23 protein-coding genes and 1 pseudogene are annotated in these 22,864 nt (G+C 69.9%); 6 read left to right on the top strand and 18 right to left on the bottom strand.

The window, feature by feature from the left end; translation table 11 throughout:
* Positions 1–189: 189 nt before the first annotated feature.
* The 3 genes and pseudogenes from HNR07_RS34270 to HNR07_RS36045 form a co-directional block, all read right to left on the bottom strand.
* A complete protein-coding gene (locus tag HNR07_RS34270; RefSeq protein WP_246420128.1) occupies positions 190–675 on the bottom strand; it encodes a sugar phosphate nucleotidyltransferase in 486 nt (161 codons plus the stop codon).
* Positions 666–941, bottom strand: a complete 276-nt coding sequence (locus tag HNR07_RS34720; RefSeq protein ID WP_246420127.1) for a glycosyltransferase family protein — start codon at positions 939–941, stop codon at positions 666–668. Before HNR07_RS34720 ends, HNR07_RS34270 begins: the two co-directional genes overlap by 10 nt.
* A 53-nt stretch (positions 942–994) precedes the next feature.
* Positions 995–1,162, bottom strand: a pseudogene (locus tag HNR07_RS36045) (sugar phosphate nucleotidyltransferase); the annotation flags it as partial.
* A 187-nt stretch (positions 1,163–1,349) separates the two neighbouring features.
* Here HNR07_RS36045 and HNR07_RS05625 point away from each other — a divergent pair.
* Both HNR07_RS05625 and HNR07_RS05620 read left to right on the top strand, forming a co-directional pair.
* Positions 1,350–1,976 carry a TetR/AcrR family transcriptional regulator gene (locus tag HNR07_RS05625; protein WP_246420126.1) on the top strand — a complete coding sequence of 209 codons (627 nt, stop codon included), beginning with the start codon at positions 1,350–1,352 and terminating at the stop codon, positions 1,974–1,976.
* Positions 1,969–2,586: a GNAT family N-acetyltransferase gene (locus HNR07_RS05620; RefSeq protein ID WP_184362799.1), complete on the top strand. Its 618-nt coding sequence runs from the start codon at positions 1,969–1,971 to the stop codon at positions 2,584–2,586. The genes HNR07_RS05625 and HNR07_RS05620 overlap by 8 nt, the downstream gene beginning before the upstream one ends.
* Before the next feature lie 118 nt (positions 2,587–2,704).
* Here HNR07_RS05620 and HNR07_RS05615 read toward each other — a convergent pair whose 3' ends face one another.
* From HNR07_RS05615 to HNR07_RS35455, 5 genes are all read right to left on the bottom strand, one after another.
* Positions 2,705–3,022 (bottom strand): hypothetical protein, encoded by a 318-nt coding sequence (locus HNR07_RS05615; RefSeq protein WP_246420124.1) that lies wholly within the window; start codon positions 3,020–3,022, stop codon positions 2,705–2,707.
* Between the two features lie 164 nt (positions 3,023–3,186).
* Positions 3,187–4,068 carry a VOC family protein gene (locus tag HNR07_RS05610; protein WP_184362793.1) on the bottom strand — a complete coding sequence of 294 codons (882 nt, stop codon included), beginning with the start codon at positions 4,066–4,068 and terminating at the stop codon, positions 3,187–3,189.
* 187 nt (positions 4,069–4,255) lie between these two features.
* Positions 4,256–4,711, bottom strand: coding sequence for a hypothetical protein (locus tag HNR07_RS05605; protein ID WP_221318723.1), 456 nt, complete (start codon positions 4,709–4,711; stop codon positions 4,256–4,258).
* Between the two features lie 391 nt (positions 4,712–5,102).
* On the bottom strand, positions 5,103–5,804 hold the full coding sequence (locus HNR07_RS05600) for a response regulator (protein WP_184362788.1): 702 nt from the start codon (positions 5,802–5,804) through the stop codon (positions 5,103–5,105).
* Positions 5,801–6,700: a sensor histidine kinase gene (locus tag HNR07_RS35455; protein WP_184362786.1), complete on the bottom strand. Its 900-nt coding sequence runs from the start codon at positions 6,698–6,700 to the stop codon at positions 5,801–5,803. The genes HNR07_RS05600 and HNR07_RS35455 overlap by 4 nt, the downstream gene beginning before the upstream one ends.
* Before the next feature lie 132 nt (positions 6,701–6,832).
* On the opposite strand from HNR07_RS35455, the gene HNR07_RS05590 reads away from it, so the two are divergent.
* Genes HNR07_RS05590 through HNR07_RS05580 form a run of 3 tightly spaced genes read left to right on the top strand, consistent with a single transcriptional unit; the run spans position 6,833 to position 9,131 of the window.
* Positions 6,833–7,555, top strand: coding sequence for an ABC transporter ATP-binding protein (locus HNR07_RS05590; RefSeq protein ID WP_184362784.1), 723 nt, complete (start codon positions 6,833–6,835; stop codon positions 7,553–7,555).
* A complete protein-coding gene (locus HNR07_RS05585) occupies positions 7,552–8,355 on the top strand; it encodes an ABC transporter permease (RefSeq protein ID WP_312893620.1) in 804 nt (267 codons plus the stop codon). The genes HNR07_RS05590 and HNR07_RS05585 overlap by 4 nt, the downstream gene beginning before the upstream one ends.
* A complete protein-coding gene (locus HNR07_RS05580) occupies positions 8,352–9,131 on the top strand; it encodes an ABC transporter permease (RefSeq protein ID WP_184362782.1) in 780 nt (259 codons plus the stop codon). The genes HNR07_RS05585 and HNR07_RS05580 overlap by 4 nt, the downstream gene beginning before the upstream one ends.
* A gap of 84 nt (positions 9,132–9,215) precedes the next feature.
* On the opposite strand, the gene HNR07_RS05575 is transcribed toward HNR07_RS05580, so the two are convergent.
* The 3 genes from HNR07_RS05575 to HNR07_RS05565 form a co-directional block, all read right to left on the bottom strand.
* Positions 9,216–9,983: a class I SAM-dependent DNA methyltransferase gene (locus HNR07_RS05575; protein WP_246420123.1), complete on the bottom strand. Its 768-nt coding sequence runs from the start codon at positions 9,981–9,983 to the stop codon at positions 9,216–9,218.
* A gap of 218 nt (positions 9,984–10,201) precedes the next feature.
* Positions 10,202–12,427, bottom strand: a complete 2,226-nt coding sequence (locus HNR07_RS05570; protein WP_184362780.1) for an alpha-N-acetylglucosaminidase — start codon at positions 12,425–12,427, stop codon at positions 10,202–10,204.
* A 1,018-nt stretch (positions 12,428–13,445) separates the two neighbouring features.
* Positions 13,446–14,381 carry an alpha/beta fold hydrolase gene (locus HNR07_RS05565; RefSeq protein WP_184362777.1) on the bottom strand — a complete coding sequence of 312 codons (936 nt, stop codon included), beginning with the start codon at positions 14,379–14,381 and terminating at the stop codon, positions 13,446–13,448.
* Positions 14,382–14,464: 83 nt separating this feature from the next.
* On the opposite strand from HNR07_RS05565, the gene HNR07_RS05560 reads away from it, so the two are divergent.
* Positions 14,465–15,157, top strand: a complete 693-nt coding sequence (locus tag HNR07_RS05560) for a TetR/AcrR family transcriptional regulator (protein ID WP_184362774.1) — start codon at positions 14,465–14,467, stop codon at positions 15,155–15,157.
* A gap of 10 nt (positions 15,158–15,167) precedes the next feature.
* On the opposite strand, the gene HNR07_RS05555 is transcribed toward HNR07_RS05560, so the two are convergent.
* The 7 genes from HNR07_RS05555 to HNR07_RS05525 form a co-directional block, all read right to left on the bottom strand.
* Positions 15,168–15,689, bottom strand: coding sequence for a hypothetical protein (locus HNR07_RS05555; RefSeq protein ID WP_312893617.1), 522 nt, complete (start codon positions 15,687–15,689; stop codon positions 15,168–15,170).
* Positions 15,690–15,995: 306 nt separating this feature from the next.
* Positions 15,996–17,291, bottom strand: coding sequence for an MFS transporter (locus tag HNR07_RS05550; RefSeq protein ID WP_184362768.1), 1,296 nt, complete (start codon positions 17,289–17,291; stop codon positions 15,996–15,998).
* Positions 17,288–18,139, bottom strand: coding sequence for a formylglycine-generating enzyme family protein (locus tag HNR07_RS05545; RefSeq protein WP_221318721.1), 852 nt, complete (start codon positions 18,137–18,139; stop codon positions 17,288–17,290). The genes HNR07_RS05550 and HNR07_RS05545 overlap by 4 nt, the downstream gene beginning before the upstream one ends.
* Complete coding sequence (locus tag HNR07_RS05540) at positions 18,136–18,723, bottom strand: hypothetical protein (protein ID WP_184362765.1); 588 nt, start codon at positions 18,721–18,723, stop codon at positions 18,136–18,138. Before HNR07_RS05540 ends, HNR07_RS05545 begins: the two co-directional genes overlap by 4 nt.
* Entirely contained in the window at positions 18,723–20,243 is a 1,521-nt protein-coding gene (locus HNR07_RS05535) for a radical SAM/SPASM domain-containing protein (RefSeq protein ID WP_184362762.1), read from the bottom strand. Before HNR07_RS05535 ends, HNR07_RS05540 begins: the two co-directional genes overlap by 1 nt.
* Entirely contained in the window at positions 20,227–22,323 is a 2,097-nt protein-coding gene (locus HNR07_RS05530) for a gluzincin family metallopeptidase (RefSeq protein WP_184362759.1), read from the bottom strand. Before HNR07_RS05530 ends, HNR07_RS05535 begins: the two co-directional genes overlap by 17 nt.
* Positions 22,324–22,415: 92 nt before the next feature.
* Positions 22,416–22,676 (bottom strand): hypothetical protein, encoded by a 261-nt coding sequence (locus tag HNR07_RS05525; RefSeq protein WP_184362757.1) that lies wholly within the window; start codon positions 22,674–22,676, stop codon positions 22,416–22,418.
* Between the last annotated feature and the right edge of the window lie 188 nt (positions 22,677–22,864).

The following is a 22,864-nucleotide window of genomic DNA, read 5'->3' as shown; positions in this document are numbered from 1 at the left end:
CCGACCTGCCGAACCGGGAACATGCGGGCACGACGACTAGAGAACCCTGCCGTGAGGCAGCGAACCGAAGTGTGGGCCACCGTCTCCCCATATCGTTCCGGTGGCCTTCCGGCACCATTGGCATCCTGGGGGTGTTCGCGCATGAGCGGCGCGTGGTCATGGCCTCCCCGATCCCAGGGGCCCGCCGTCTCAGGGATACCGACGCACCCGCCGATGTCCGCTTCCGGCCGTCCGGTGGCCGGAATCCCCTTGTGACCCCGTCGACCAACCGGAGTAGTTCAGGTCCTGGGCGAGGTGGCGCGGCACGGGGCCGTAGTCGGGATGGGCCAGGGCTGAGGCGAACTGGGCGACCAGGTAGTCGGCCGGGTTTCCGGTGTCGTACCAGCGGCCCCGAATGACCTGGCCGTAGACCGGGTGCGCGGCGGCGTGGACGTTGATGGCGTCGGTCAGGTAGATCTCGCCGGTGCGATGCGTGTACCACTGCTCGGTCTGGGCGCGCAGTTCCTCGACGATGTCCGGGGTGATCACGTAACCGCCGATCGCGGCGTAGCCGGAGGGCGCGTCCTCGGGTTTGGGTTTCTCAACCAGGCCGGTGACGCGCAGGAGGCCGCCGGAAAGGTCTTCGGCCACCCTCGGAACACCGTAGCGGCGCGAGTCGGCGGGGTTCATGGGCATGAGGGCGAGCACAGGGTGTCCGGTGCGTTCATAGGCGCTGACCAGCTGCTGGGCACGGGGATGTCGGCGACGAAGACGTCGTCGGGCCACAGGACGAGTATCGGTTCGTCGTGCGCGCCGCGGGCCGCGTTGAGGACCGGGGTGCCGTTGCCGTAGGGACCGTGCTGGTCCAGATGGGTGATGTGCCCCAGGCGGGCCAGTTCGCCGACCTCCGCCACGGTGTCGGCATGATCCCGTTTGCCGTCCGCGCGCAGGCGCTCGACCAAGTCGGGGCGGGGCGGAAATGGTCCTGAATGAGAGACTCGCCGCCGGAGACGACGATCGTGATGTCGGTGATCCCGGAGACCACGAGCTCGCGGACGGCGTGCTCGATGACCGGCTTGTCGCCGACGGGGAGCATCTCCTTGGGGATGGCCCTGGTGAGCGGTAGGAGCCGTGACCCCAGGCCTGCGGCGGGGATCACCGCGCGTCGGATCGTCGTGGTCATGTGTGTTGTCCCCTTGGCCGTGGGTCGCCGGTGGTGGCCGATGCTATCCGCGGGAGGGGCTGTGTTGGCGAAGGCATGGGCCGCGACTCGGGCGCTTCGGACAGTTCAGGCACCAGGTCTTGCCGCCAGCCGCGCCCCGGATAGAATGAACACATGTTCATTCAAAAATTGGGGAGTTGACGGCTCGATGCCACGGAGTCCCGAGCAGTACGAGGCGATGCGCGCCGCCACCCGCGAGCGGGTGCGCTCGGCGGCGGTCCGGCTGTTCGCACGCCAGAGCTTCGCGACGGTGAACATGCGGCAGATCGCGGAGGAGGCGGGCATCAGTACCGGATCCATCTACCGCCACTTCGCCACCAAGGAGGAGCTCTTCGGCGGCCTGGTCGCCGAGGCGGCCCGCGGGTTGGGGAGGACCGTCGACCTGTTCCGCGGCTCCGGAGACCCCGCGGAGTCGCTCCGGGCGTTCACCGAGGAGTTCCTGGCAGATCTGACCGGCACGGGCGACTTCGTCGAGTACTTCCTGCTCATGCATCAGGCGTTCACTCAGGGGACCGCTTCCGGGGAGGATGCGCCGACCGCCGTCCGCGACCTGATCGCACGCAACGCGGAACTGCTCGAGGCGACCGTCCGGCTGATCGAACGCGGCCAGGCCGAGGGGTCCATGCGCCCGGGACCGGCCGAGGAACTGGCGTCCTGCTACTTCGCGATGTTCGACGGCCTGGTGACCATGCGTTTCGCTCTGGGCGAGGGGTGCACCGTGCCGAGCACGGCCACCGTGATGGGGCTGCTGCTCAAGGAGGGTGAAGATGCCTGAGACATCTGGGGAAACGGTGCCGATCGAAGTCAGACGGGCAGACGAGCTGGGCGAGCGGTACCGAAGGCGCATCGCCCGGGTGTTCGTCGAGGGGTTCGGCCAGGACCTGGAGTACTTCGCCAGGGACCCGGAACGGCTCACCGAGGCCGTCGAGCACATGCTGGTACCGGAGCGGTTCCACGTGGCACTGATCGACGGCGAACCCGCGGCACTGGCCAGCCTCACCGAGGCAGACCAGGAGGCCATCGACCACGACGCCAGCGTCCTGCGCAGGCACCTGGGTCTGGTCAAGGGCACCATCGCGGACCGGGTCTTCCGCACCCACTTCCAGGGGAGCTCCCCCGTACCGAAGCCGGGCCTGGCCGAGATCGGCTTCGTCGCCAGCGCCAGGCGCTTCCGGGGCAGGGGCGCCGCCAAGGCCGTCCTGAACCACCTCCTCACCCTCCCCGCGTACGACGAGTACACACTGGAGGACATCAAGGACACCAACGAACCCGCGATCAGGCTCTACGAGCGCGTCGGCTTCCACGAGTACAGACGGCGCGAGGTCAACCATTCCAGGTGGAGCGGCTTCAACGCGTACGTGTCCATGAAACTCACGCAGCGCTGACCCCGGACAGGCGCGGATACCAGCGAGGGGGCGGCGGCCGGGGACGGTGCGAGGACTGGCGCCGGGGAGGGCAACGGGTTCGAGGTCGAGGTACGGTCTGGGGGTCGGGGGCGCGGGCTCACAGAACGGTCACGTCCACCTTGCGGCCGTCGGGATCGGTGAGCAGGTGCTCGCCCGGGGAGAGCGGTGGATTGGTATCAGCCCCCGCCAGGGCGAGGCTCAGCCGGAGGTCGCTGGTTCGATGGTTGTGCGTGGTCGGGTGGATCTCCAGGACGGGGCCCAGGGGCATTCGGCAGGAGTAGCGCATCAACCCGTCGGCGAGGGGATAGCGCTCCTCGCCGAAGGACAGGCCGAGCGAGGCGTAGAAGTCCCGGCACTCCTCGACCCGGTCGGTGTAGATCACGATCGCGTCGAGGCAGGCGTACGTGTCGAACATGGCTTCCGGCATGACCGTCCCTACTGCTCGATGAAGGGGAGAGACGGGGTGGACGGCTCTCCCGAACCCAAGTCTGCGGGGCGTGTCCAGCAGCGGCAAGGGCGAACTGCCACCTGTGGACAACTGGCCCGACCCGGCTCCGGGGCCCAGTTCAGGTGGGGGTCTCAGCTGGACAGGTGATGGAACTCGTTGATCGCCATGGCCGCGCCCCTCGGGTCCTGGAAGGCGCCGTAGCGCATACCGCCCATGTCGGCCAGGGGTGTGACGACCGTGCCGCCGAGCTGTGCCGCGCGAATCAGGACCGACTCCGCGTCGGCGACGGAGAACTCCACCGACCACTGCGCGACGGTTTCGGCGAGAGCCTCGTAAGGCACCGCGGACAGCCAGCCGACCGCGTCCGAGAACCCCTCGGGTGCGCCGGACTCGGCGTGCCGGTCCTTGGTGCCCGGCGCCAGTTCCTCCAGGAAGTCGCCGTATCCCGGCAGGAGCAGCATCGTGGCGTCCTGCGCCCCGCCCCCGAACCGCACGTTCTGGGTCCGCCAGCCGAACACCTTCCCGTAGAAGTCGGCCGCCGCCTCGGGGTCGGAGGTCACGAGGTTGCTGAAGTTCCAGGTATCGGGCCGGTTCACCAGGTGGGCACCACCGCTCCCCCGCGCTTCCCAGAGGCCGAACCGGGCCCCCGCGGGGTCGGTGCAGACCGCCACCCGGGCGACGCCCTCGACGTCCGTCGGCCCCTGGAGGACGGTGCCACCGGCCGTGCTCACCCGCTCGGCCGACTCATCAGCGCTGTCCACCCGCACGTAGGTGGTCCACACCGGGTTCTGGACGGGTTCGGCCAGCAGTGAGCCGAACCCCGCGACGTCTCCGTCCTGGTCGGGCAGGCTCGCCACGAAGTACGGCGCCGCCGCGCCCTCGGGTGCGCGGTCCTCGAACCGCCATCCCAGCAGGTCCCCGAAGAACGAGGTCGAGAGCTCGCCGTTGGCTTCGGTGAGCTCCACCCAGCAGGGCACCCCGGCCGGGTACCGGGCCTGTTCACGCGTGGCCATCACGCCCCCTCGCGTTGACGTCCGATGCCTCAAGGACCCTTCCCCGAAGTCAGTCCCCGGAATCCGGGAGCGAAGGCGCCGATCAGACCTGCCAGGGTGCGCAGTAATGGATGTTGGACCTGTGCACCCGTACCCGCTGCTTCACGCTCCCGCCTTCTTGCCGTGTCCTCGACCAGAAAGCCGCACTCTAGCCAGGTGTGCCGGCCTCGGTCAGGTCCTCTTCGGCGGATCCCCGAACGGGCGCGGTCGCCCTGGCATAGGACCAGACCGTCGCCCCCAACAGGGCCGTAACGGCGACCCCCGCCACCCCCTGGTACCACTCCCAGTCCGCGCCGAGACCGAAGAACCCTCCGGCCGCGACCATCACGGCACCCGAGGCGACCCCCAGCAGGGCCAGGGCCAGCAGCACCAGCATCAGCGGGCGCGGAATCCGGCGGCCCGCGGCGGTCACGGTCGCCAGGACCAGCGCGGCGGCGGCGAGTCCGGTGGCCACAGCCATCCACTGAGCCGTGGCCACGTCCACCACCTGGGAGTAACGCTCGTAATCCCCGGCGGAGGGGTCCGGCCCGCCGGGGAAGCCGAGGCGCCCCTGTGCCGCGCGGACGGCCTTGCCCAGCGCGTAACCGAGAAACAGCACCGCCATCGTGTACGCGGGCCACCGCACCCGCCCTTGCGGCCTCTGCCTCCGCGACCCCTGTTCTCCGTGGCTCCGGCTCCTGGGACTGAACGCCATCTCATCGCTCCCTGGTCGTGGTCGGCTCTGCCCCAGGATGCTCGCCCCGACCCGCCCCCGCCTCCCCCGCAAGCGGGTCCCCCTCCCTCTCCCGGGGGAACACGCTGCCCGCTCCCGCTTGCGAGGAGGGGCTCATGGACGAACGCGAGGACCTGGCCCGGCGCACCGGATGGCCGACCTGGCCGGGTCGGCCCACGTCGCCCCGGTCGCGCCCCACCCTCGGGCGCAGCCGACCGTAGTGGCCGAACTCGGGGGCGTCAGCACCTTCCCTTCCACAGCCGCCTCGTACCGGGGAACAGGGTCAGGGCGGGGTGACCAGGCCGCTGTCGTAGGCGGCGATGACCAGCTGGGCGCGATCTCGGGCGGTGAGTTTGGCGAGCAGGTTGCCGATGTGGGTCTTGACGGTCTTGACGGAGATGGTGAGGGCGTCGGCGATCTCGGTGTTGGACAGTCCGCGGGCGACCAGGGCCAGGACCTCGGTTTCGCGCTCGGTGAGACCGTCGAGCCCACGCGCGGGGGCCGCGCCGGGGCCGTGCAGGAAGTGCTCGACCACCCGGGTGAGGATGCTGGGCGCCAGGAGGGACTCCCCGGCGTGGGTACGGCGGATGGCGTCGACCAGCTGGTCGGGGTGGGCGTCCTTGAGCAGGAACCCGCTGGCTCCGGCGCGCAGGGCCGCGTGCACGTACTCGTCGAGTTCGAACATGCTCAGCACCAGCACCCTGGTTCGGGCCCGGTCGGGGTCGGCGGTGATCGACCGGGTGGCCTCGATCCCGTCGCCGCCGGGCATGCGGATGTCCATGAGGACCACGTCGGGGGCCAGATCGCGGCTGAGGGACACGGCGTCGCGTCCGGTGCCCGCCTGGCCGACCACGGTGATGCCGGGGGCGGCGTCGATGAGCAGGGTGAGGCTGCGCCGAAGCAGGGGTTGGTCGTCCACGACCAGCACACTTACGGCCGGGTTCGCAGTGCTGCGGGTGCTGGTGTCGGGCTCGGGCTCGGTCACGGCGCCTCCCGGTCGGGGATCCGCGCGGTGAGCACGAAGCTGGTGTCATCGGAGCCCGAGCCCGGCGCCCCCTCTGCCCCGGGGCCGGTGGTGTCGAGGGTGCCGCCGAGGGCACGGACGCGTTCGCGCAGGCCGATGAGCCCGTAACCGGCGCCCGGGCGGGGTTCCCAGTCGGTTGCCGGTCCCTCGTCGGCCACGGAGACCAGGATCGCGCGATCCTCCGCTCGGCGCACGCCCACCCGAACCGTGGTGGGTCCCGCGTGTCGGGCGGTGTTGTTGAGCGCCTCGCGGACCACGGCGCAGAGCGTGAGTTGCACCCCGGGTGAGACCGAGCCGAGTTCGGACAGGTCGAGGGTGACGGTCAGGCCCTGGTCCCGTGCTGCACGGACGATCCCGGGCAGGGATTCCAGGGTCTCGGCGGGCCGTACGGGGGCGGTCTCGGGGTCGGTGGAGCGCAGCACGGTGAGCATGCGTCGCAGCTCGGTGGTGGTGCGCCGGCTGACCTCCTCGATGTCGGCCAACGCGGTGACCCGCTCCCCGGGACCCGCCGGGCCGGTCGCCCTGACCGCCGCCGCGGCGCGCACGGTGACGGTGCCGAGCCCGTGGGAGACCAGATCGTGCAGGTCACGGGCGATCCGGATCCGCTCCTCCTGGACGGCCCGCTCCCCCGCCCAGGCCGCCAGTCGCTGTTCGTACTCCTCGCGTTGGCGGCGGGCACGCAGCACCGTCCACGTCGTCACCCCGGTGGCGGCCGCGGCGACCACCGCCATCAGCGCGAGGACGGCGGTCCCGCTGCCGCTGCTGCCCGTGGTCAGGGCCGCCAGGGCCACGGCGCAGAGCGCCAGTACGGGGATCAGCCACAGGCGGGGGACTCGGGACGGTCTGAGGTTGTGCACCGTCCTGATTCTAGGAGCGCGCTTCCGGCTGGACATCGGACCTGGGTCTGAGAGACCAGGGTCCCGGTCGGGCGGCCAGGTCCGGTCCAGGGCCCGATGCCCGGCCCGGGGCCGCGGTGTTCGCATGGCGCCATGCTGTCCATAGACAACCTCAACAAACGGCGCGGGTCCCGCGTCATCCTCTCCGACGTGACTTTCCGCGCCGAGCCCGGCCGGGTGACCGGTTTCCTCGGCCCCAACGGCGCCGGCAAGTCCTCCACACTGCGGATTCTGCTGGGGCTGGACCGGGCTACCAGCGGCAGCGCGCTGGTCGCCGGGCTCCCCTACCGGAGTCTGCGCTCGCCGCTGCGGACGGTGGGTTCGGTACTGGACGGTTCCGGGGCGCACCGGTCCCGGACCGCCCGCGACCACCTGGCCTGGGTGGCGCGCAGCAACGGGATTCCGCGCCGACGGGTCGGGGAGGTCCTCGAACAGGTCGGGCTGGCCGACGCGGGTCGGACGCGGGTGAGCCGGTTCTCCCTGGGGATGGGGCAGCGCCTCGGGTTGGCCGCGGCCCTGCTCGGCGAGCCCGGGGTTCTGGTGCTGGACGAACCGGTCAACGGCCTGGACCCGGAGGGCATCCGGTGGCTCCGGCGGTTGTTGCGCGCACACGCCGACGCCGGGGGCACTGTTCTGCTGTCGAGCCACCTGATGAGCGAGGTCGCGGAGATCGCGGACGACCTCGTGGTGATCTCCGGCGGCCGGATCGCCGCCACCGGACCGCTGCGGGAGATCACCGCGGGGTACGGGAACCTGGAGGAGGCCTTCTTCGCCCTGACCGATGGAGCCCGCGCATCTGAGGGGGGCCACCGGTGAACCTTCTCCGTCAGGTGAGCGCGGAGACGCGCAAGGCCCTCACCCTGCCAGCCGTGTTCGCCGGGCTGGCGGTGGCGATCCTCGGATCGCTCGCGGTCACCCTGCTGAACTCGTTCAGTGTCCGCAACGCCGTGGCGTCGGGCAACCCCGAGCTCGTCGCCGACACCTCGCCGATCGAGACCGTCTTCGCGGCCGTACCGCTGGGCACCATGGGCGCGGTGGTCCTCGGAGTGGTCGTCATCAGCAGCGAGTACACCGCCAACAGTAGTGACGCCGGTGGCGGGCGGCAGATCACCGCCACCCTCACCGCGGCCCCGAGCCGCCTGTCCGTGCTGACGGCCAAGGCCGCCGTCGTCACGGCGTTGTCAGCGCTCACCGCCGCCGTGACGATCCCGGCCGGCCTCGTCCTGGCCCGGGCCGCCATCGGTGACGCGGCGAACGAAAGCGTGGGGACCGGCGAGTTCGCGGCCCGCTCGCTCGGCGTCTTCGCCTACTGGGCGCTGACCGCGCTGTTCGCCCTGGGGCTGACCACCCTGACCCGCAACGGGATCATTCCGCTGATCCTGCTCATCGTGAACAGCTCCCTGGTGTCGTTCTCACTCTTGCTGTCGGACGTCACCCGCCTGGCCCGGTACCTGCCGGACCTCGCCGGGACCGCCATGGTGCTCGGCCCGAGCCCGGACCTGTTCGTCGACCCCGAGCTCCTGCTCGCCCCGCTGCCGGGCGGACTGGTGATGGCGGCCTGGACGGCCGGGATGCTGGTCGTCGCCGCCGTCGTCCTGCACCGGAGGGACGTATGAGCCGCCGTGCCGCGCCGGATTCCGACGTCGATCACGTCCCCGTACCCGTGCGTTTGCCCGAACCCGGAATCGAGCCAGCACGCACCTTCGCCGCCGAACTGGTCAAGCTCGTCACCCTGCCCGCGGCCCGCGCCACCGTGCTGGGCACGATCGCGGTCTCCGCGGGGATGGCGGCGCTCACAGCCGATCCTGAGCACGGTCCGGCGGACGCGGCCTCGACGGTCTTCGGGCTGATCGTGTTCCTCCAGGTCGGCACCGTACTGTTGGGGGTCCTGACCACGGCCAGCGAGTACGCCGGCGGCCAGATCCGCACCACCCTGGCCGCGACCCCGCGGCGCGGCGTACTGCTGGCGGCCAAGTCCGCCGCCTGTCTGATGGTCAGCGCTCTCACCGGGGCCGTCGCCGTGGGTACCGCGCTGACAAGCGCATGGCTGGTCACGGAGGGGAGCCTGCTCGGCGGGGCTTCCCCCTGGCGGCTGGTCGGAGCGGCGGTCTACCTGTCCCTGCTCGGATTGCTGGCCCACCTGATCGCGGTGGTAGCGCGCGCACTCCTGCCGCCGCTGGTAGGGGTGCTGGCCTTGGTCCTGATCGTCTCACCTCTGCTCGGCGGGCTCACCGAGCACGCGCGCTGGCTGCCGGACCGGGCCGGGCAGCCCCTCTACCTCCCCGGGGCCGACACGGTGTTCACGCCCTGGACCGGGCCCCTGGTGCTGTGCGGCTGGCTGCTGGCGGTGGGAGCGGTCGCTGCCCTGCTCTTCACCCACCGCGATGTCTGACGGATTCCCGGCCCTGTCCACCGTTCTCAGTACTCCCCGCCCCCGCTCGGGCACGCACTCAGTTACTCGTGCTCCAACTCCTGCTCAGTCAGCATCGGGCAGCCGGTAGACGGACACGTGGGAGCCGGAGTCGCCGGTGAACTCGCTCCCCTGCCAGTCCGCGTGCCGGGATTCCAGCTCGAAACCGGCGATGTGCGCCATGAGGTCGAGTTCGGCGGGCCAGATGTAGCGCTGCTTCACCCGGATCACCCGGGGTTCGCGTCCCTTCGTGAAGCTGATGTGGTGCGAGACCAGGTGCTGGTGCTTGAGGTCGAAGGTGTCCAGACCCACGTACCCGTCCCGGTGCGCGAACACCAACCCGTCCTGGCCGGGCGGAAGCCGTCTGAGACTGGGGACGCCCAGCTCGACGACGAACCGTCCGCCGGGCCCCAGGTGCCGGGCAGCGTTGCGGAAGCACTCGACCTGCTCGGCCTGGGTGAGCAGGTTCGAGACGGTGTTGTAGACCAGGTAGACCAGCGAGAAATCGCCCGCCACCCGGGTGGTGGCCATGTCACCGATCACCACCGGAACCGTGTCCTCGTCGGCCTTCGTCCGCAGCCGCTCGACCATCGCCACGGACAGCTCGATCCCGGTGACCGGGACCCCGCCCTCCGCCAACGGCACCGCGATCCGGCCGGTACCGACCGCGAACTCCAACGCCGCGCCGCCCTCGGCGAGTTCGGTCAACCGGGCGACCGCGGGGTCGACCTTCTCTGGCGCGAACATCCCCTCCCCCGGGGTGTCGTAACTGCGCGCCATCTCGGCGTCCCACACCGGTGCCGCTTCGGTCCGTGTCCGATCAGTGTCAGCCATGCGGGCAACCTAGTGCCGTCCCGGCGCCGCCGCCATGGGTTTTCCGGACAGTTTTCGGACAGTTTCTCCGGGATGCCCGGGCCGGGGCCCCGGTTGGGCTCGAGCGCCGGGGCCGGGGCGCTCGGGTTCAGTAGTTCAGCCTGTTCGGGATCAGCGGGTCTGGGGCCAAAGGCGGGGGCAGAGGCCGGGGTAACGGGGACCGGGCCAAGGGGTCCGGGTCAGGGGTGTTCGGTCCGGCCGTAGCGGTCCAGGAGTGCTCGGGAGCGGGTGACGACGTCACCGTCGGCCCGCGGCGGGCGCGGAACACCGTTCGCCAGGAAGGCTTCCTCCCGCTCGGCCAGGGCACGCTCCAACTCGTCCGAGGCCCCGGCCCGGTCGGTCGCGGCCCGTTCCAGCCCCTGCCCCCACAGCTCCCAGCGGGAACGGTAGTAGTCGCCGACCAACCCGGCCCACAGACGGCTGGCGTAGTCGTCGAGCTCTCCGTCACCGACGGTGGTCCACACCGTGAGGATCCGGCGGGCGTTGTCGATCAGCACCCGTCGCTCCTCCGGGGTCCGCGCCCACGCGAGGGCCTGGTCCTCCCAGCGCTGGTAGTGGTACTCGGGCCGGGTGGCCAGGAGCGAATCGAGGTCATCGACCACCGCCAGGAGCCCGTTCAGCTCCTCCCTGGAACCGGGCCCCTCCGTCCGGTCGGTCCCCTCTCCCGGTCGAGGACCGGCTCCCGACCGGGGACCGCCCGCGCCCACCCGCTCGACGAGGTTCAGGTAGCGCTGGTCGAAGACCCGGAGCACGACCGCCATGGCCACGTCGGCCAGGTCTGTGCCCAAGGCCCCCTCCACCGGTTCCGGGCTGCGCTCGGCCGCGCCGACCAGCTGTTCCCAGGCCGCGATCAGGTCCGGCCAGTCGTACCAGACCCGGGCGCTGACCCGGGCGCGCAGGTCCTCGGGGTCGGCCAGGTCCTGGTAGTGCGGACGATGGCCCAGGACCCCGTACTCGTCGGCCGGATGGCGGAGGTCTCCCGGTACCGAGTGGATGGTGGCGAGCAGCCCCCGCCAGCCCTCCAGCAGTGCGGGGTCGTGCCCCCTTCCGTAGCGGCGCCGCACGAACCCGGGCAGCCAGTCCGGTGCCACGTCCTCGGTCCGCTGCCACACCTGGTCGATGACCAGGTCGAAGAAGGCCGGGTTGTTGCGGGTGGCCTCCATGGCCAGCCCGATCCCGGCGGGACGGTTGCGGGCGCCCTTGGCGGCGTTGATCCCGTCGAGGGTGCGCTGAAGGTTGGCCATGGGATCGGTGCGGCCGCCGAAGTTGAGCAGCGCGCACCAGATCCAGCTCTTGTCCCCGAAGGAGTCGAACCGCGACCACTGCGGCTCGCGCTCACCGAACAGGTCGAGCAGCAGGAGGCGCTCGGCGGGGATGGCGTCGAGAAAGGCGGCGACCCTCTCATCGCTCCAGAAGGAACGCTGGTAGGAGAACGGCCAGCTCTGCAGTACCCACACGGCCTCGGGGTCGGCACGCACGAGCCCTTCGAGGGTGGCGTCGGCGACCGCCCCGGGAAAGGAGATGTCGGCGTCGACCGGGACCATCTCGATGAAGGGGTCGATGGCGTACAGGTGGTCGGTGCCGAGCAGTTCGATCTGGCTGCGGGTGATCTGCGCGCCGATCTCCGCGTAGAGGGGGTCGGCGGGGTCGAGCACGTGGGTGAGGAGCTTCTGCCAGCTACGGGTCCGGGTGCGTTCGCCCGGCCGTTCCCGGGCGATCTCGGGCGGGACGTGCCCGGTGAACCCGGGCAGGACGGGCGTCATGCCGAGCTCGCGCTGCCGGTTCAGGATCCGCCGTCCGAGTTCCAGGTGGCTGTCGGCCCAGGAGGCGGGCAGCGGTCCGGCGAAGTTGTCCAGGTTGCCCATGTAGTGCCAGGGCAGGTAACCGGGGCCGCCGATGAACGCGCGCGCCTGCTCGTCGCTCAGGCCCAGTTTGGCGTAGGCGTCGCGCAGGACCGCCTCGTGCCCCACCGCGGTCAGGGGTGTGGTGATCCCGTGCAGGGCCATCCAGTCGACCTCGCGCTCCCACTCGTCCCAGCCCCAGTAGGGGGAGGTGTAGCCGGTGGTGCAGAAGTTGAGGTAGTAGGCCCGGTCGACCTCGGCGGTGCGGCGCGTGGTCGGGGCGTCCGAGAACTCGGCGACCGGTAGCGGTAGATGCGCGTCCCAGTCCACGGTGACGGCACAGACCTCGCGCAGGTAGGCGTGCAGGCCCACGGCGGCCGCGATGGCGTCGGAAGCCGTGACCGTGAGTTCCCCGCACTCGGCGCGGTACTCGAAGAAGCGTTCCGGCCCGGCCTGTTCACGGAAGACGATCGTCCGGTGCTCCGGGCCGAGGATCCTGTCGGCCAGTGCGCTGAGGGCCGCGCTCCAACCGGGCGTGCTGGGCTCGCGACCGGTGTCCACCATTGACTCTCCTGGTTGCCGGGGGCACGTGTTGTCGGGGGTGCGGTCCCTCCGGGCATACCCGGGGCCCTGTGCGCGCATCCCCGCGACGCCCTGCGCGTTAGGGGGGCAAGCCGCCGGAGCAGGCGGTGAGGGAAGGGGACGCCCCTGCCATCATGTCGGCATGGGCGGGGGCCGCTGGGTCCTGGTCATCACGTGTTCGGTCGTCGCACCGCTCGCCGCGGACTCCCTCGGCCTCAGGTGGAACCAGGCCACCCGCTGGCCGCATCGGCCTCCGCGTCGGGGAGGCGTACCAGCACGCGACGCCCAGGCCCCGCCCGTACCAGGTGCGCGAGACCGGCACGGAGAGGTTGAAGGGCCGCGACGAGGAACTCCAGCACATGATCGAGTTCTGCGCCCGCTCTGGGCCCCGGACAGCCCTGCCGTCCAACGAGCTGCCCTCGTCCTTCGACTACGGGCTGGCGTCCCCCTCACCCGACTTCGCCGGGAGCCTGGTGTTCGGTGGCCAGGATCGGTCAGGTCCCGACCAGATCGGGCTCCGCAGGGGAGCAGCAGGTGGGAGCCGCGGCTGCGCGGGGGTGCAAGGCGCAAGAGCATGCTGCCGAAGCCACCCCGACGCCCCTGGCCAGCACGCCTCCCGGGGGTTATGAACTGCCCCCCTTTGAGTACATACGGGTGGGCATGCGTGTACATGAGCGGGTCCGGCAGGGACGGGGGTTCTGCTGGCACCGCACGGTCGTGGTCACCATGTGCGTGCGCCTCGGGACAACGGGTGCGGTGTCAGTGTTCGGGCCCCTTGCCACCAGCGCGATGGCCCGGCGCCTCCCGCACACCCTGACCGCACCCGCACGACCGAGTCGTGCGGGAACCGGCCTCCAGGAACCGGACCACGCACAGGACGCCTGTCACCGCCCCGGGGCCCGAGTACGCCGGGGAGCAGTGCGCCCAAGACCGTTCGGGGTGCGCGGCCGAGCGTGTGCGGCCCGTGCACAGCCTTGAGGAACGGTCGGAAACCGGCGCCTCAAAGGGTCTCGGGTGGGCGCGGCCCGGTCCGGCCCGTCGCGTCGTCCGCGAGCGCGCGTATCTGCGCAGCGACGGTGTGCCACACCGGCGCGGAGACCTCGTGCCCGACGCCCGGCAGCATGACCAGGCGCGCGCCGGGGATACGAGCGGCGATCGCGGTGGCCGCGCGCGGCCGGATCAAGGGATCGTCCTGGCCGTGCAGCACCAGGGTGGGTGCCGTGATGGCGCTGATCGCCGGGCCGTGCCACTGGGCCCCGATCTGACGGCTCTGCGCCTGGACGTCGCGGGCCCCGGTGTCCGCGAGGCGTTCGGCCCTCGTGCGTTCCTCGTCCTCGTCGAAGGGCTGATGGGGTGAGGCACAGAACCGGGCGACAGCGAGGCTGGCTTCGACGGCGCCCTCCCTGGTGTCGGGGAAACGCGTCCGACTGAGCCGGGCGAGGGCCCGGATGTTGATGTAGCGCAAGGTGCCCAGCCCCGCAGCGTCCGCGGGCACCGCCGACATGGAGGTCAGGGTGCGGACGCGGTGCGGATGGCGGATCGCGACTCGCTGGGCCACGGCCCCGCCGAGGGACACGCCGAACAGGTGTGCTGAGTCCCACCCCAGTTCGTCCAGTACAGCGATGACGTCGTCCGCCATGTCCTCGGCCGTGTAGGCCCTGCCGCGTCTGCCCAGGAGCGCGGTGACCGGCAGGCGGGTCCTCGTCGGCGGCAGCAGCGTCGACTCGCCGGAGTCGCGCTGGTCGAAGCGGGCGACCGCGAAGCGCTGGTCTGCCAGTACTCCGCACAGGCCGTCCGGCCACCACAGTCGGCTGACGCCCAGGCCCATGATGAGCAGAAGCGGATCGCCCTCGTCCGCGCCGATGAGCGTGTCGAAGGCCAGCCGGACATCGCCGTTCCGCGCCCACCTGGTCGGGGTCCACTGTCGTTGGCCCATGCGCCCGCTCCCTCTAATACTGCGATCATCGTTCTCAGTATTAGGATAGGGGGCGCGTCGCAACAGAACGAAACGGGGGGCCGGTGACCGAGGAACCGAGGACGGTGTGGAGCCGCCCCGAACGGGGCACCCGCGGCCCCGCGCCCTTGCGCGACCGAGCGCAGATCACCGCCGTCGCGATTGAGCTGGCCGACGCGGGCGGGCTCGCCGCGGTGTCCATGCGGCAAGTGGCCAAACGGCTGGGCACCGGCCCCGCCTCGCTGTACCGCTACGTCTCCACCAGGGACGAACTGCTCGACCTCATGGCCGACGCCGCCGCCGGGGAGATCGACCTCGGTGATCCGCTGAGCGGGGATCCGGTCGAGGACCTCGCCGTGCTGGCGAGTCGGGCGAAGCAGGTACACCTGTCCCATCCGTGGCTGCTCGATCTATCCGCGGCACCCACGCTCGGCCCCAGGGGCATGGACTACCTGGAGAGGTCGCTGCTCGCACTGGCCCCGACATCGCTGCCCTACCCGGCCCAGCTGGAAACCATCGGACTAGTGAACGGCATGGTGACGCTGTTCGCCCGAACCGAACTCAGCCGACAGCACCCGCCCGCCGATCCCCGGCGCGCGCACGGTTCCTACCTGGCCTCCGCCGCGACCGAGGAGCGACACCCGCTCATCACCGCCGCGTTGGCGCACGGCACCGGAACCGAGGCCCCCCAGAACACACACGTGCTGTTCGAACGGTTGGTACGCCGGGTGCTCACCGGCCTCGTCGACAGCCCCTGAGCCGACCGCTCTACCAGAAGTAGTCCACGATGACCTTGGCGTCGTCGGCCTGGTAGCCGTAGCGGTCGGGGTAGGCCGAACGCTGCACGTCCTGGGCGACGACACCGATCGAGGCGTCGTTCCAGCTCTCGTTGGGGTAGACGTTCTCCAGCTCGTCGAAGAAGGCGTCGGTGGCCCAGGCGACGTCGAGTCGGGACTCCGCGGAGCCGTAGTGGTCGCGCTGCTGGTACAGACCGACGCTGTCGCGGTCACCGCCGGTGAGGTTCTCCAGGTGGGTCTCGACGATGACCGTGGCCATCGCGATCGAGGCGGCCTTCTCGTCGAGTCCGCGTTCCTTCGCGGTTTCGACCACCCCACGGGCGCAGGAGGCGCGGTGGCCGTCCATGTGGCCCGCCATGTCGTCGCTCAGCTTGCCATTGAGGTCCTTGGCGGCCTTCTTGTCGGCGTCGGTGTACACATCCGCGCTGTCGTCGGAGCTCAGCGCCGCACACCCCTTCTCGGAGTTGTCGGAACCGTCATCGGCAGCGGCCACACCCGGCCCCGCCAGAAGGATTCCACCGGCCAAAAGCAGGCCAGTTGTCGCGGTAAACACACTCTTTGGCATCAGTTCTGTAAAGTTCACCCCTGCAACGTACGTCATGACCCGGGCTTTGACCAGGGCTGAAAATGCCCTGACCAGGTGCGATACGCAACACCACCCCGAAGCAACCTTCAGGCGCATGCGCCCACACCTCACCCGCTCCCCCGGTGCGGTCGGAGCCGAAGCGGGGACGTTGCACCGCCGTGACTTGACCTGAACGCGGGTGGCGATGGTCAGCCTCGGTTCCACCGCCCGCCATCAACGGCCCCGGTCCGGGTCAAGCCCACCGGTGGGAGTGGCGGGGATCGCGGCACGCATCGAGGTGAGCGCCAACAGGAGCACCGCCGCCACGGCGAACCCGACGCGCAGGTCGCCGGTGACCTCGCCCAGGGCACCCGCGGCGATACCGCCCAGGGCGGTGCCGCTCATCATGACCAGCTGGTTGCCCGCCGATACCCTGGACAGGTGGCTGTCGGGGGTCGCGCGTTGCAGGGCGGTGATCGCCATGACGCCGAAGACCGCGGCGGCGGCCGAACCCACGACCAGTCCCACCGCGATCACCCAGATCTGGGTGGTGAGAGCCAGCGCGACACTGTCAGCGGCCATGAGCGCGCAGGAGAGCGTGAGGAGGCGGAGCTCGCCCACCCGCGCCGCCAACCGGCCCGCGAGCAGGGCGCCGATCAGGCCGCCCAATCCCAGTGACGCCATCAGCAGGCCGAAACCCCAGGTGTCCAAACCGACCGGCCCTGGCGCGACCAAATGCAGGGCGAGCACGGCGAAGGTCAGGCTGCCCGCGAAGTTGACCATCCCGCCCCACAGCGCGATGACGGCGATACGGCGGCTGCGCACCAACAGGACGAGCCCCTGCCGTATCTCGTTGAACAGGGCGGTGCGCCTGGTCTCCGGTTCCGGTGACCTGTCGGGGACGGCACGCATGCGCCAGAGCATCAGCGCGGACAGTGCGTGGCACACGGTGGACACCAGCAGCGGCGCGGCCTTGGAGAGCGCGAACAGGGTGCCGCCGGCGGCGGGCCCCACGAGTTCGTTGGCCGTCATGGCGACGGCGTGCCGGCGGCCGTGCGCGCGGGGAAGCTCCTCCTCGGGGACCAGCCCGGGAACCATGGCGGGGGTGGAGGTGTCGAAGAACGCCTCACCGGCCCCGAGCAGGAAGGCCGCCGCGAACAGCATCCCCACCGTGAGCTGGTCCGTGAACAGGAGGACACCGACCGCACCCAACAGGACCGTTCTTAGGAGGGCGGCGCTCATGGCGATGGTGCGCCGGTTCAGCCGGTCACCGAGCGCCCCGGCCGGAAGGCCCACGAGGATCCAGGCCAGGGTGGTGGTGACCGCGACCCCGGCGACCAGTGCCGGGGACCGGGTCAGTTCGACCGCGACCAGGGGCAGCGCGACCCGGACGAGCCCGTCCGCCAGGCTCGCGCTGCCGGAGGCACCCCAGAGCAGGGTGAAGTCACGGCCCAGCGGCTGCGGCCGCCGCGCCGCCCTCTCGGGGTGTTCGGGTGTGGAGGGCGGGGGTGGAGAGGACACGGCGCTCATTCTGCTCGGGGGTTGTGGACGGGTGTGCGGACACAGCGGAAACCGTTGCCCAGTCCGCGCCACCAAGGCGGATGGTGCCCGCGGTCAAACACGCGAGCGGACCAGGAGGGGTACCCGAAGGAGCCGCCCCTGCAGACGCGTTCGGGCACCGTGGCCCCGGTGCCGAACTGCGCGTCCGCGCACCATTCCCATACGTTGCCACTCATGGAGCGCACACCGAAGGGAGAGCTCTGCCCGTCCCCGTCCAGGTCGGGCAGGGTGAGGCAGGCGTCGCGCCACGGGCGCCGGTCAGCGAAGGAGACCTGCCAGTCGCGCATGCTCGTGATGGTTCTGCCGAGCCACCGTTCGCTGGTGTTCGCCGCGGCGGGGTCGAACTCGTCGCCCCAGGGGAAACGGCGCCCGTCGTCCCCTCTGGCGGCCCTTTCCCACTCTGCCTCGCTGGGGAGCCTAGCGCCGGACCACCGGGCGTAGGCGTCGGCCTCGAACCATGAGACGCCGACGACGGGGCGCTCCTCCCTCCGCCATTCCCGCCAACCGTCCCGATCCCAGAACGCGGGGGCGCTGATGCCCTTGGCCCGCCGCCAGCGCCAACCCAGTGGAACCCAGAGTTCAGGACGTTCGTACCCTCCGTCAGAGACGAAGTCCGCGAACGCGGAGTTGGTCACCGAGAACACACCAATGGCGAACGGATCAACGTGGGCGGCCCTCATCGGCACCATCGTGCCGTGCAGGATCGCGGGGGCGTCCGGGTAGTGGTCCCGCATCCACTTCCGCTCGCCTTCGGGTGCTCCGACCAGGGTCTTACCACCGGGGACGGTGACCATACCGTTGGCCTCGGTGGGGATCACCGCCCGGCCCTCAGCTCCGCCAGCAGGTGAGAGCGCCCCGCGAGCTCCTCCAAGCGCTCGTCGTTCACAGGCCCCTGACGCAGCGCGACGTCGATCTGGGCGAAGGTGAGCGAGAAGCCGCGCATCACCATGGCCATGGTCAGCTGCGCCCCCGGAGGGCGCTCGGTCTTCTCCTCGAACCTGGTACCGGTGAACTCCACCTGTTCGTCGCCGGGCCACAGGCACCTGATCGCCTCCGCGACCACACCCATGGTGTAGATGATCTGGGGGCAGTGGACGCAGGGGCCGCCGACCTCGAGCAGACAGTGATCTGAAGCCAGCTCACGGATGGAGGTGCTCCCTCCGTCATGGTGCTGGCACTCGTTGATCCGACGCACCACGCGCCGTACCGCGGCCTCGAAGTCCTCGACGAGTGGCTCCGTGTCACCGTCGCGCCGCCGGAGCAGGGCATCGACACCCTCATAACTGATCTGGCCGAAAGCGACAGAGACCACGTCCACGTCACGCGGCGTGATTTCCCCTGCCTCGTGCAGTCCGGCCAGTCCCATCTCGCGAGCGCGGCTGCCACCCGGTGTCGGCCGCATCAACGCCTCCTCAAAGACCCGAGGTCGAGGGGGATGAACGTCGCTCCCCCAGGTGCTCCCCCGTCGGGGGAACCTCCCGAGCTGGGACAACCGCCGCACCCTCCTCCCACTGACGGGGACGGCAAAGTGTCACTGAGTCGGACCGGGAAGTCGTCCGTCGCGTTCAGCGGCCGCATACCTCGTCGGACGAGCGCCTTCTCGTGCCGGACCAGGTGCTTCTTGAAGTGGAATTCTGCCAGGGAGTCCTTGGTGCAGTACCTGGGCTCGTAGCTTCCGGTACGAACCACGGACTCGTACGCGCACCCCCCGGCGCACACCGGGAGGTAGGAGCAGCGCTCCTCGACACACTCGGATATGCGTTTGGTGGCGTTCATCTGACGGTCGTACGCGGAATCGTACTGTTCGCTGAAGACCGTTCCCACCGAGACCTCGGGGCGCCCGACCATGCTGATGCATTTGTAGAGGCTGCCGTCGGAACCGATGATGACACCGTGTTCGGACGTGAACATGCAGGGTGTGGTGTGCGCGGTCGACCCGTCGACGCGAAATCCCTTGTCCCGGGCGATCTTCCACCCACCGGTGTAGGCGTTGGCCATCTCCGGTGATTCCGGTGGAATGGGGTAGTCCGGGTCGTGGGAAACCGAGCTGTCCTCGAGTTGGGCGGCGATGGCTTCCAGTTTGACGTCGATCCTGTCACGCAGTCCGGCGGCGGCGACCTCGTCGAAGAGCTGGGCGAAGTATCCGACGTTCTGTCGGTCGAAGTTGACCTTCAGGGTCACACTCTCGAAATGGTCTACGGCGATGTGCAGCGCCCGCAGCGATTCCTCGAAGCTGGGTTGGTCCCTGTGGCCCTTGCGACGCAGGTTGTGGATGTGCGCGGGGCCGTCGAGTGAGATCTGGATCTGGTTGAGGCCCCGCGCGGAGAGTTGGGACGCGAGTTCATCGGTGAGCAGGACACCGTTGGTGGAGCAGTAGAAATACCCGGAGGCGCCGTGTCGCTCCATCATGGTGTTGAACTCGTCCATGAGCCGCAACAGCATCTTCGGCCGCATCAAGGGCTCACCACCGAACAGCCCGGGGTTGATCTCCGTGATGCCGTCCTCGACGACACGCCTTTCGAGCCAGGCGACGACGGCGTCGATGACTTCGTCGGTCATGTGCTGGGACTTGATGCCCTCCTCATAGCAGTACGTGCAGGCGATATTGCAAGCGGTCGTCACTGTGAGGAGGGGGAAGATGCGGGGAGGGTGGCGGCGCTTGTCCTCGAAGTCCTGGACGGCTCGGGCGATTTCGTCCTCGCCATGGGGCACCAGGTATCGGGATACGGCCAGTTTCCTGAGCGTGGTCTGGATCTGTGGAGTGGCTTCACCGTACGCCTTCGCCCCCTGAACGATACGTTTCCAGTCCTGGTCCGCGACGGTGAAGGATCTTCCGGTCTCGGTGTTGAAGACCAGGAGCTGACCGGGCATACCCCATTCGGACAGGTCCCTCGTTACGGTGAGATCACTGACTTTCAGCATGTGCGGGCGGCTCCTTCGCAATTCGTCTGGCTCTTGCGGCGTCGCTGAATTCGATGATTTTCTGTTCGGGGATGAGCCACCGCGAGTCCGGGTCCAGGGTCGCTCTGAACGGGGGTGAGCTCGTCAGGAAAACCGCGTTGGCCCGGCCCGTCTCCACACGGACATCCTGCCGTGATCGCGCACCGGAACAGAGTTCCAACTCGACGCACAGATGCGCGCCCGGCGTGAAAACGCTGAGCGTGCGAATGTCTATCGAGGTCCGGTACCGATCCGGCCCCCTTGTTTCCGTACTGCCGCTCATGTCGAATTCCAGGGTCCCCCGGTGGTGGATCCACTGCTCTCCGAACCAGATCAGGTCGCTGGAGGCCCGGGCCATGACGGTGAAGGCGTCCAAGGGCTGAGTCTGAGACCAGGTCAGCAGGTCGTGCAGGAAACCTCGGAAAGCCCTCTGCCCCAGGGACTCTCGCAGCATGGACACGAAGAAGCCCGCTTTGACACGCAGGGCAGCCATCCCGTCGGGGCCCTGGCGGGTGTTCCACAGTTCCGCCAGCGGCACGGCGGCCAGGCCACCGAGGCTGCGCAGGGCCGCCTTCCGGTAGGCCAGGCGCGGGCGGGCGTCCTCCAGCAAATGGAGCGTGAACTCGGCCAGCCCCTCTGCTATCCAGGCGTCTTCGTGCTCGAACTGACCGGGGCGCCCCCACCACAGGTGGCCCGCCTCGTGCGCCAGCACCGGCCATTGGTCGGGGCGGTCGAGCATCCCGGAAGGGATACGGACATAACCGGGTCGCGTGTAGCAGAAAGTGGAGTCAGCCCGGACGACCACGGGTTCGGGGCGCTTGGCCGGGCCGACCAGTTCGGACCACACCTCCATACCCTTGTCGAACCACGCCATCGCGGGGGCAGCCGCGGCGGCCCTGTTCCGTGCCGGTGTGTCCTCGCGGACGCGCATGACGAAACCGGGCGACCAGCTCCCGTCGTCGGGTTCGCTGAGGCGGAGTTCCCATCCGTCGGCGGGCCTGAGGTGCACCCCGGACCATCTGATCCCTCGGACGTGTTCGGTCACCGGCAGCCAGGCGGAGAGACCGTCCACTTCCACCAGGTCCGTGCGGAACCGGGCACCGCCCCGTGGGCGTCCACGAAGAGTGAGGTGTGCCGTGGTCTCGCCCTGCCGCCAGGTCAACAGCTCACGGGAGCAGCCGCCCACCACTGGGAGCGAGCGGTCGGGGGCGGCTTTCCCCCAGGAGCGGAGGTCGCCTCCGGAGCGGACGCTCACCGTGTAACCGTCGTTGATCACCAGGACCACTCGGTCGGCTCCGCCGTTGCGAGTGAGGCTGATGTCGAGCCTGAACCCGTCGGGGTCACACGTGCCCCTGACCGTCCCGGTGACCGGGGCGGGGGAGGCGGGACCGGGACGGAGGCCGCTCCAGGACGAACGCAGGGATCGTCGTGTCCGGTGAGCCGGGTCTTGTCCCCTCCCTGTCGTGCGCGACCACAGTTCGTGCAGGTCGGCGCGGTCGGTACGCAGTGTCAAAGCCGGACCCAGATACTGGTCCGCGTCGGGGACGGCATTCAGTAGAACCGCGTTCACCAGCGCGTCCACACGGTCGTCCGACCAGTGGGAGGGGTCGGCCGTGTCCCCGGGCGAGGCGAGACGGAAGGCGTAGCGCGCCGCGTCCCTCCCTGCCTTCTCGTCCCCGGCTGACGCATGGAGCAGCGCCAGCGCGTTGAGGCAGCTGACCGTCGGGCGCGAGTCCAGTGATCTCCGCAGCACGGCCACGGCAGCGCGGTGGTCGCGCCGGGAGAGAATCCGCCCGCGAATCTCCAGAAGCCTCTCCGGGGGCGCCCCGGCCTTCTTCGCCCGTTCGAGCCAGGCCGACGTGGAACGGTAGTCCGCCAGCGAAGCCGCCGAGCATGCTGCGGCGGCCGAGCGGTCGGCGGTGCCCTCGGAGAGGGCGTCGAGCCGCTCCCATGTCCGGAGTTCGAGTTCGTACTCGCCGAGCCGGTGCAACGCGTCAGCCAGACCGTGCAGGACCCGCTGGTGCGCCGGTTCCGTCGGGCGTGCGGCTGTCTGTTCATCCATCGCTGGCGCGGACCCTCCACGGGCTTGTGTCCGGCAGCCCTCCGATCGTGCAGGAAAGGGCTGCCGGACTGGGGGCTTCCCGGCAGTCACTGTCAGTCGGAGGACGCGGCCTTGTCCGCCGCGACGCGCTCCGCTGCCGCGTAGAGGTCGGTCGGCTGAACAGTCCCCTCGCGGACCAGGACGCCGATGACGGACAACAGTTCCTCGTCGTTGAAGCCGTAGAGCTCCAGGAGCTCCTCCGCTCCGGTGGTCTCGTCCGCGTAGGTGGGGCGCACACGGCAACCGGCCGCCATCAGATCGATGTCGAGCTCGTCGTCGCCGTTGAGGTCGTTGATAAGCGGGGAATCCGCCATAGTCGCACTCCTTGGAGTGTTGCCTTCAGGACGAGGAGTAACGTAACCCGCGAGACACGGGCAAAGAAGTAACCCTGAGCAATTATCGACAACTAAAAGCAATGAAAGGGTTCCTTGCGCAGGTGGGATCCAGAAAAACTGCAACCGTCCACAAACGGACAGTGATCACACCTGTCGGTCATTCCCAC

The organism is Nocardiopsis metallicus (assembly GCF_014201115.1).
GTDB classification, from domain to species: domain Bacteria; phylum Actinomycetota; class Actinomycetes; order Streptosporangiales; family Streptosporangiaceae; genus Nocardiopsis; species Nocardiopsis metallicus.
This window is presented reverse-complemented; position numbering and strand designations above follow the sequence as displayed.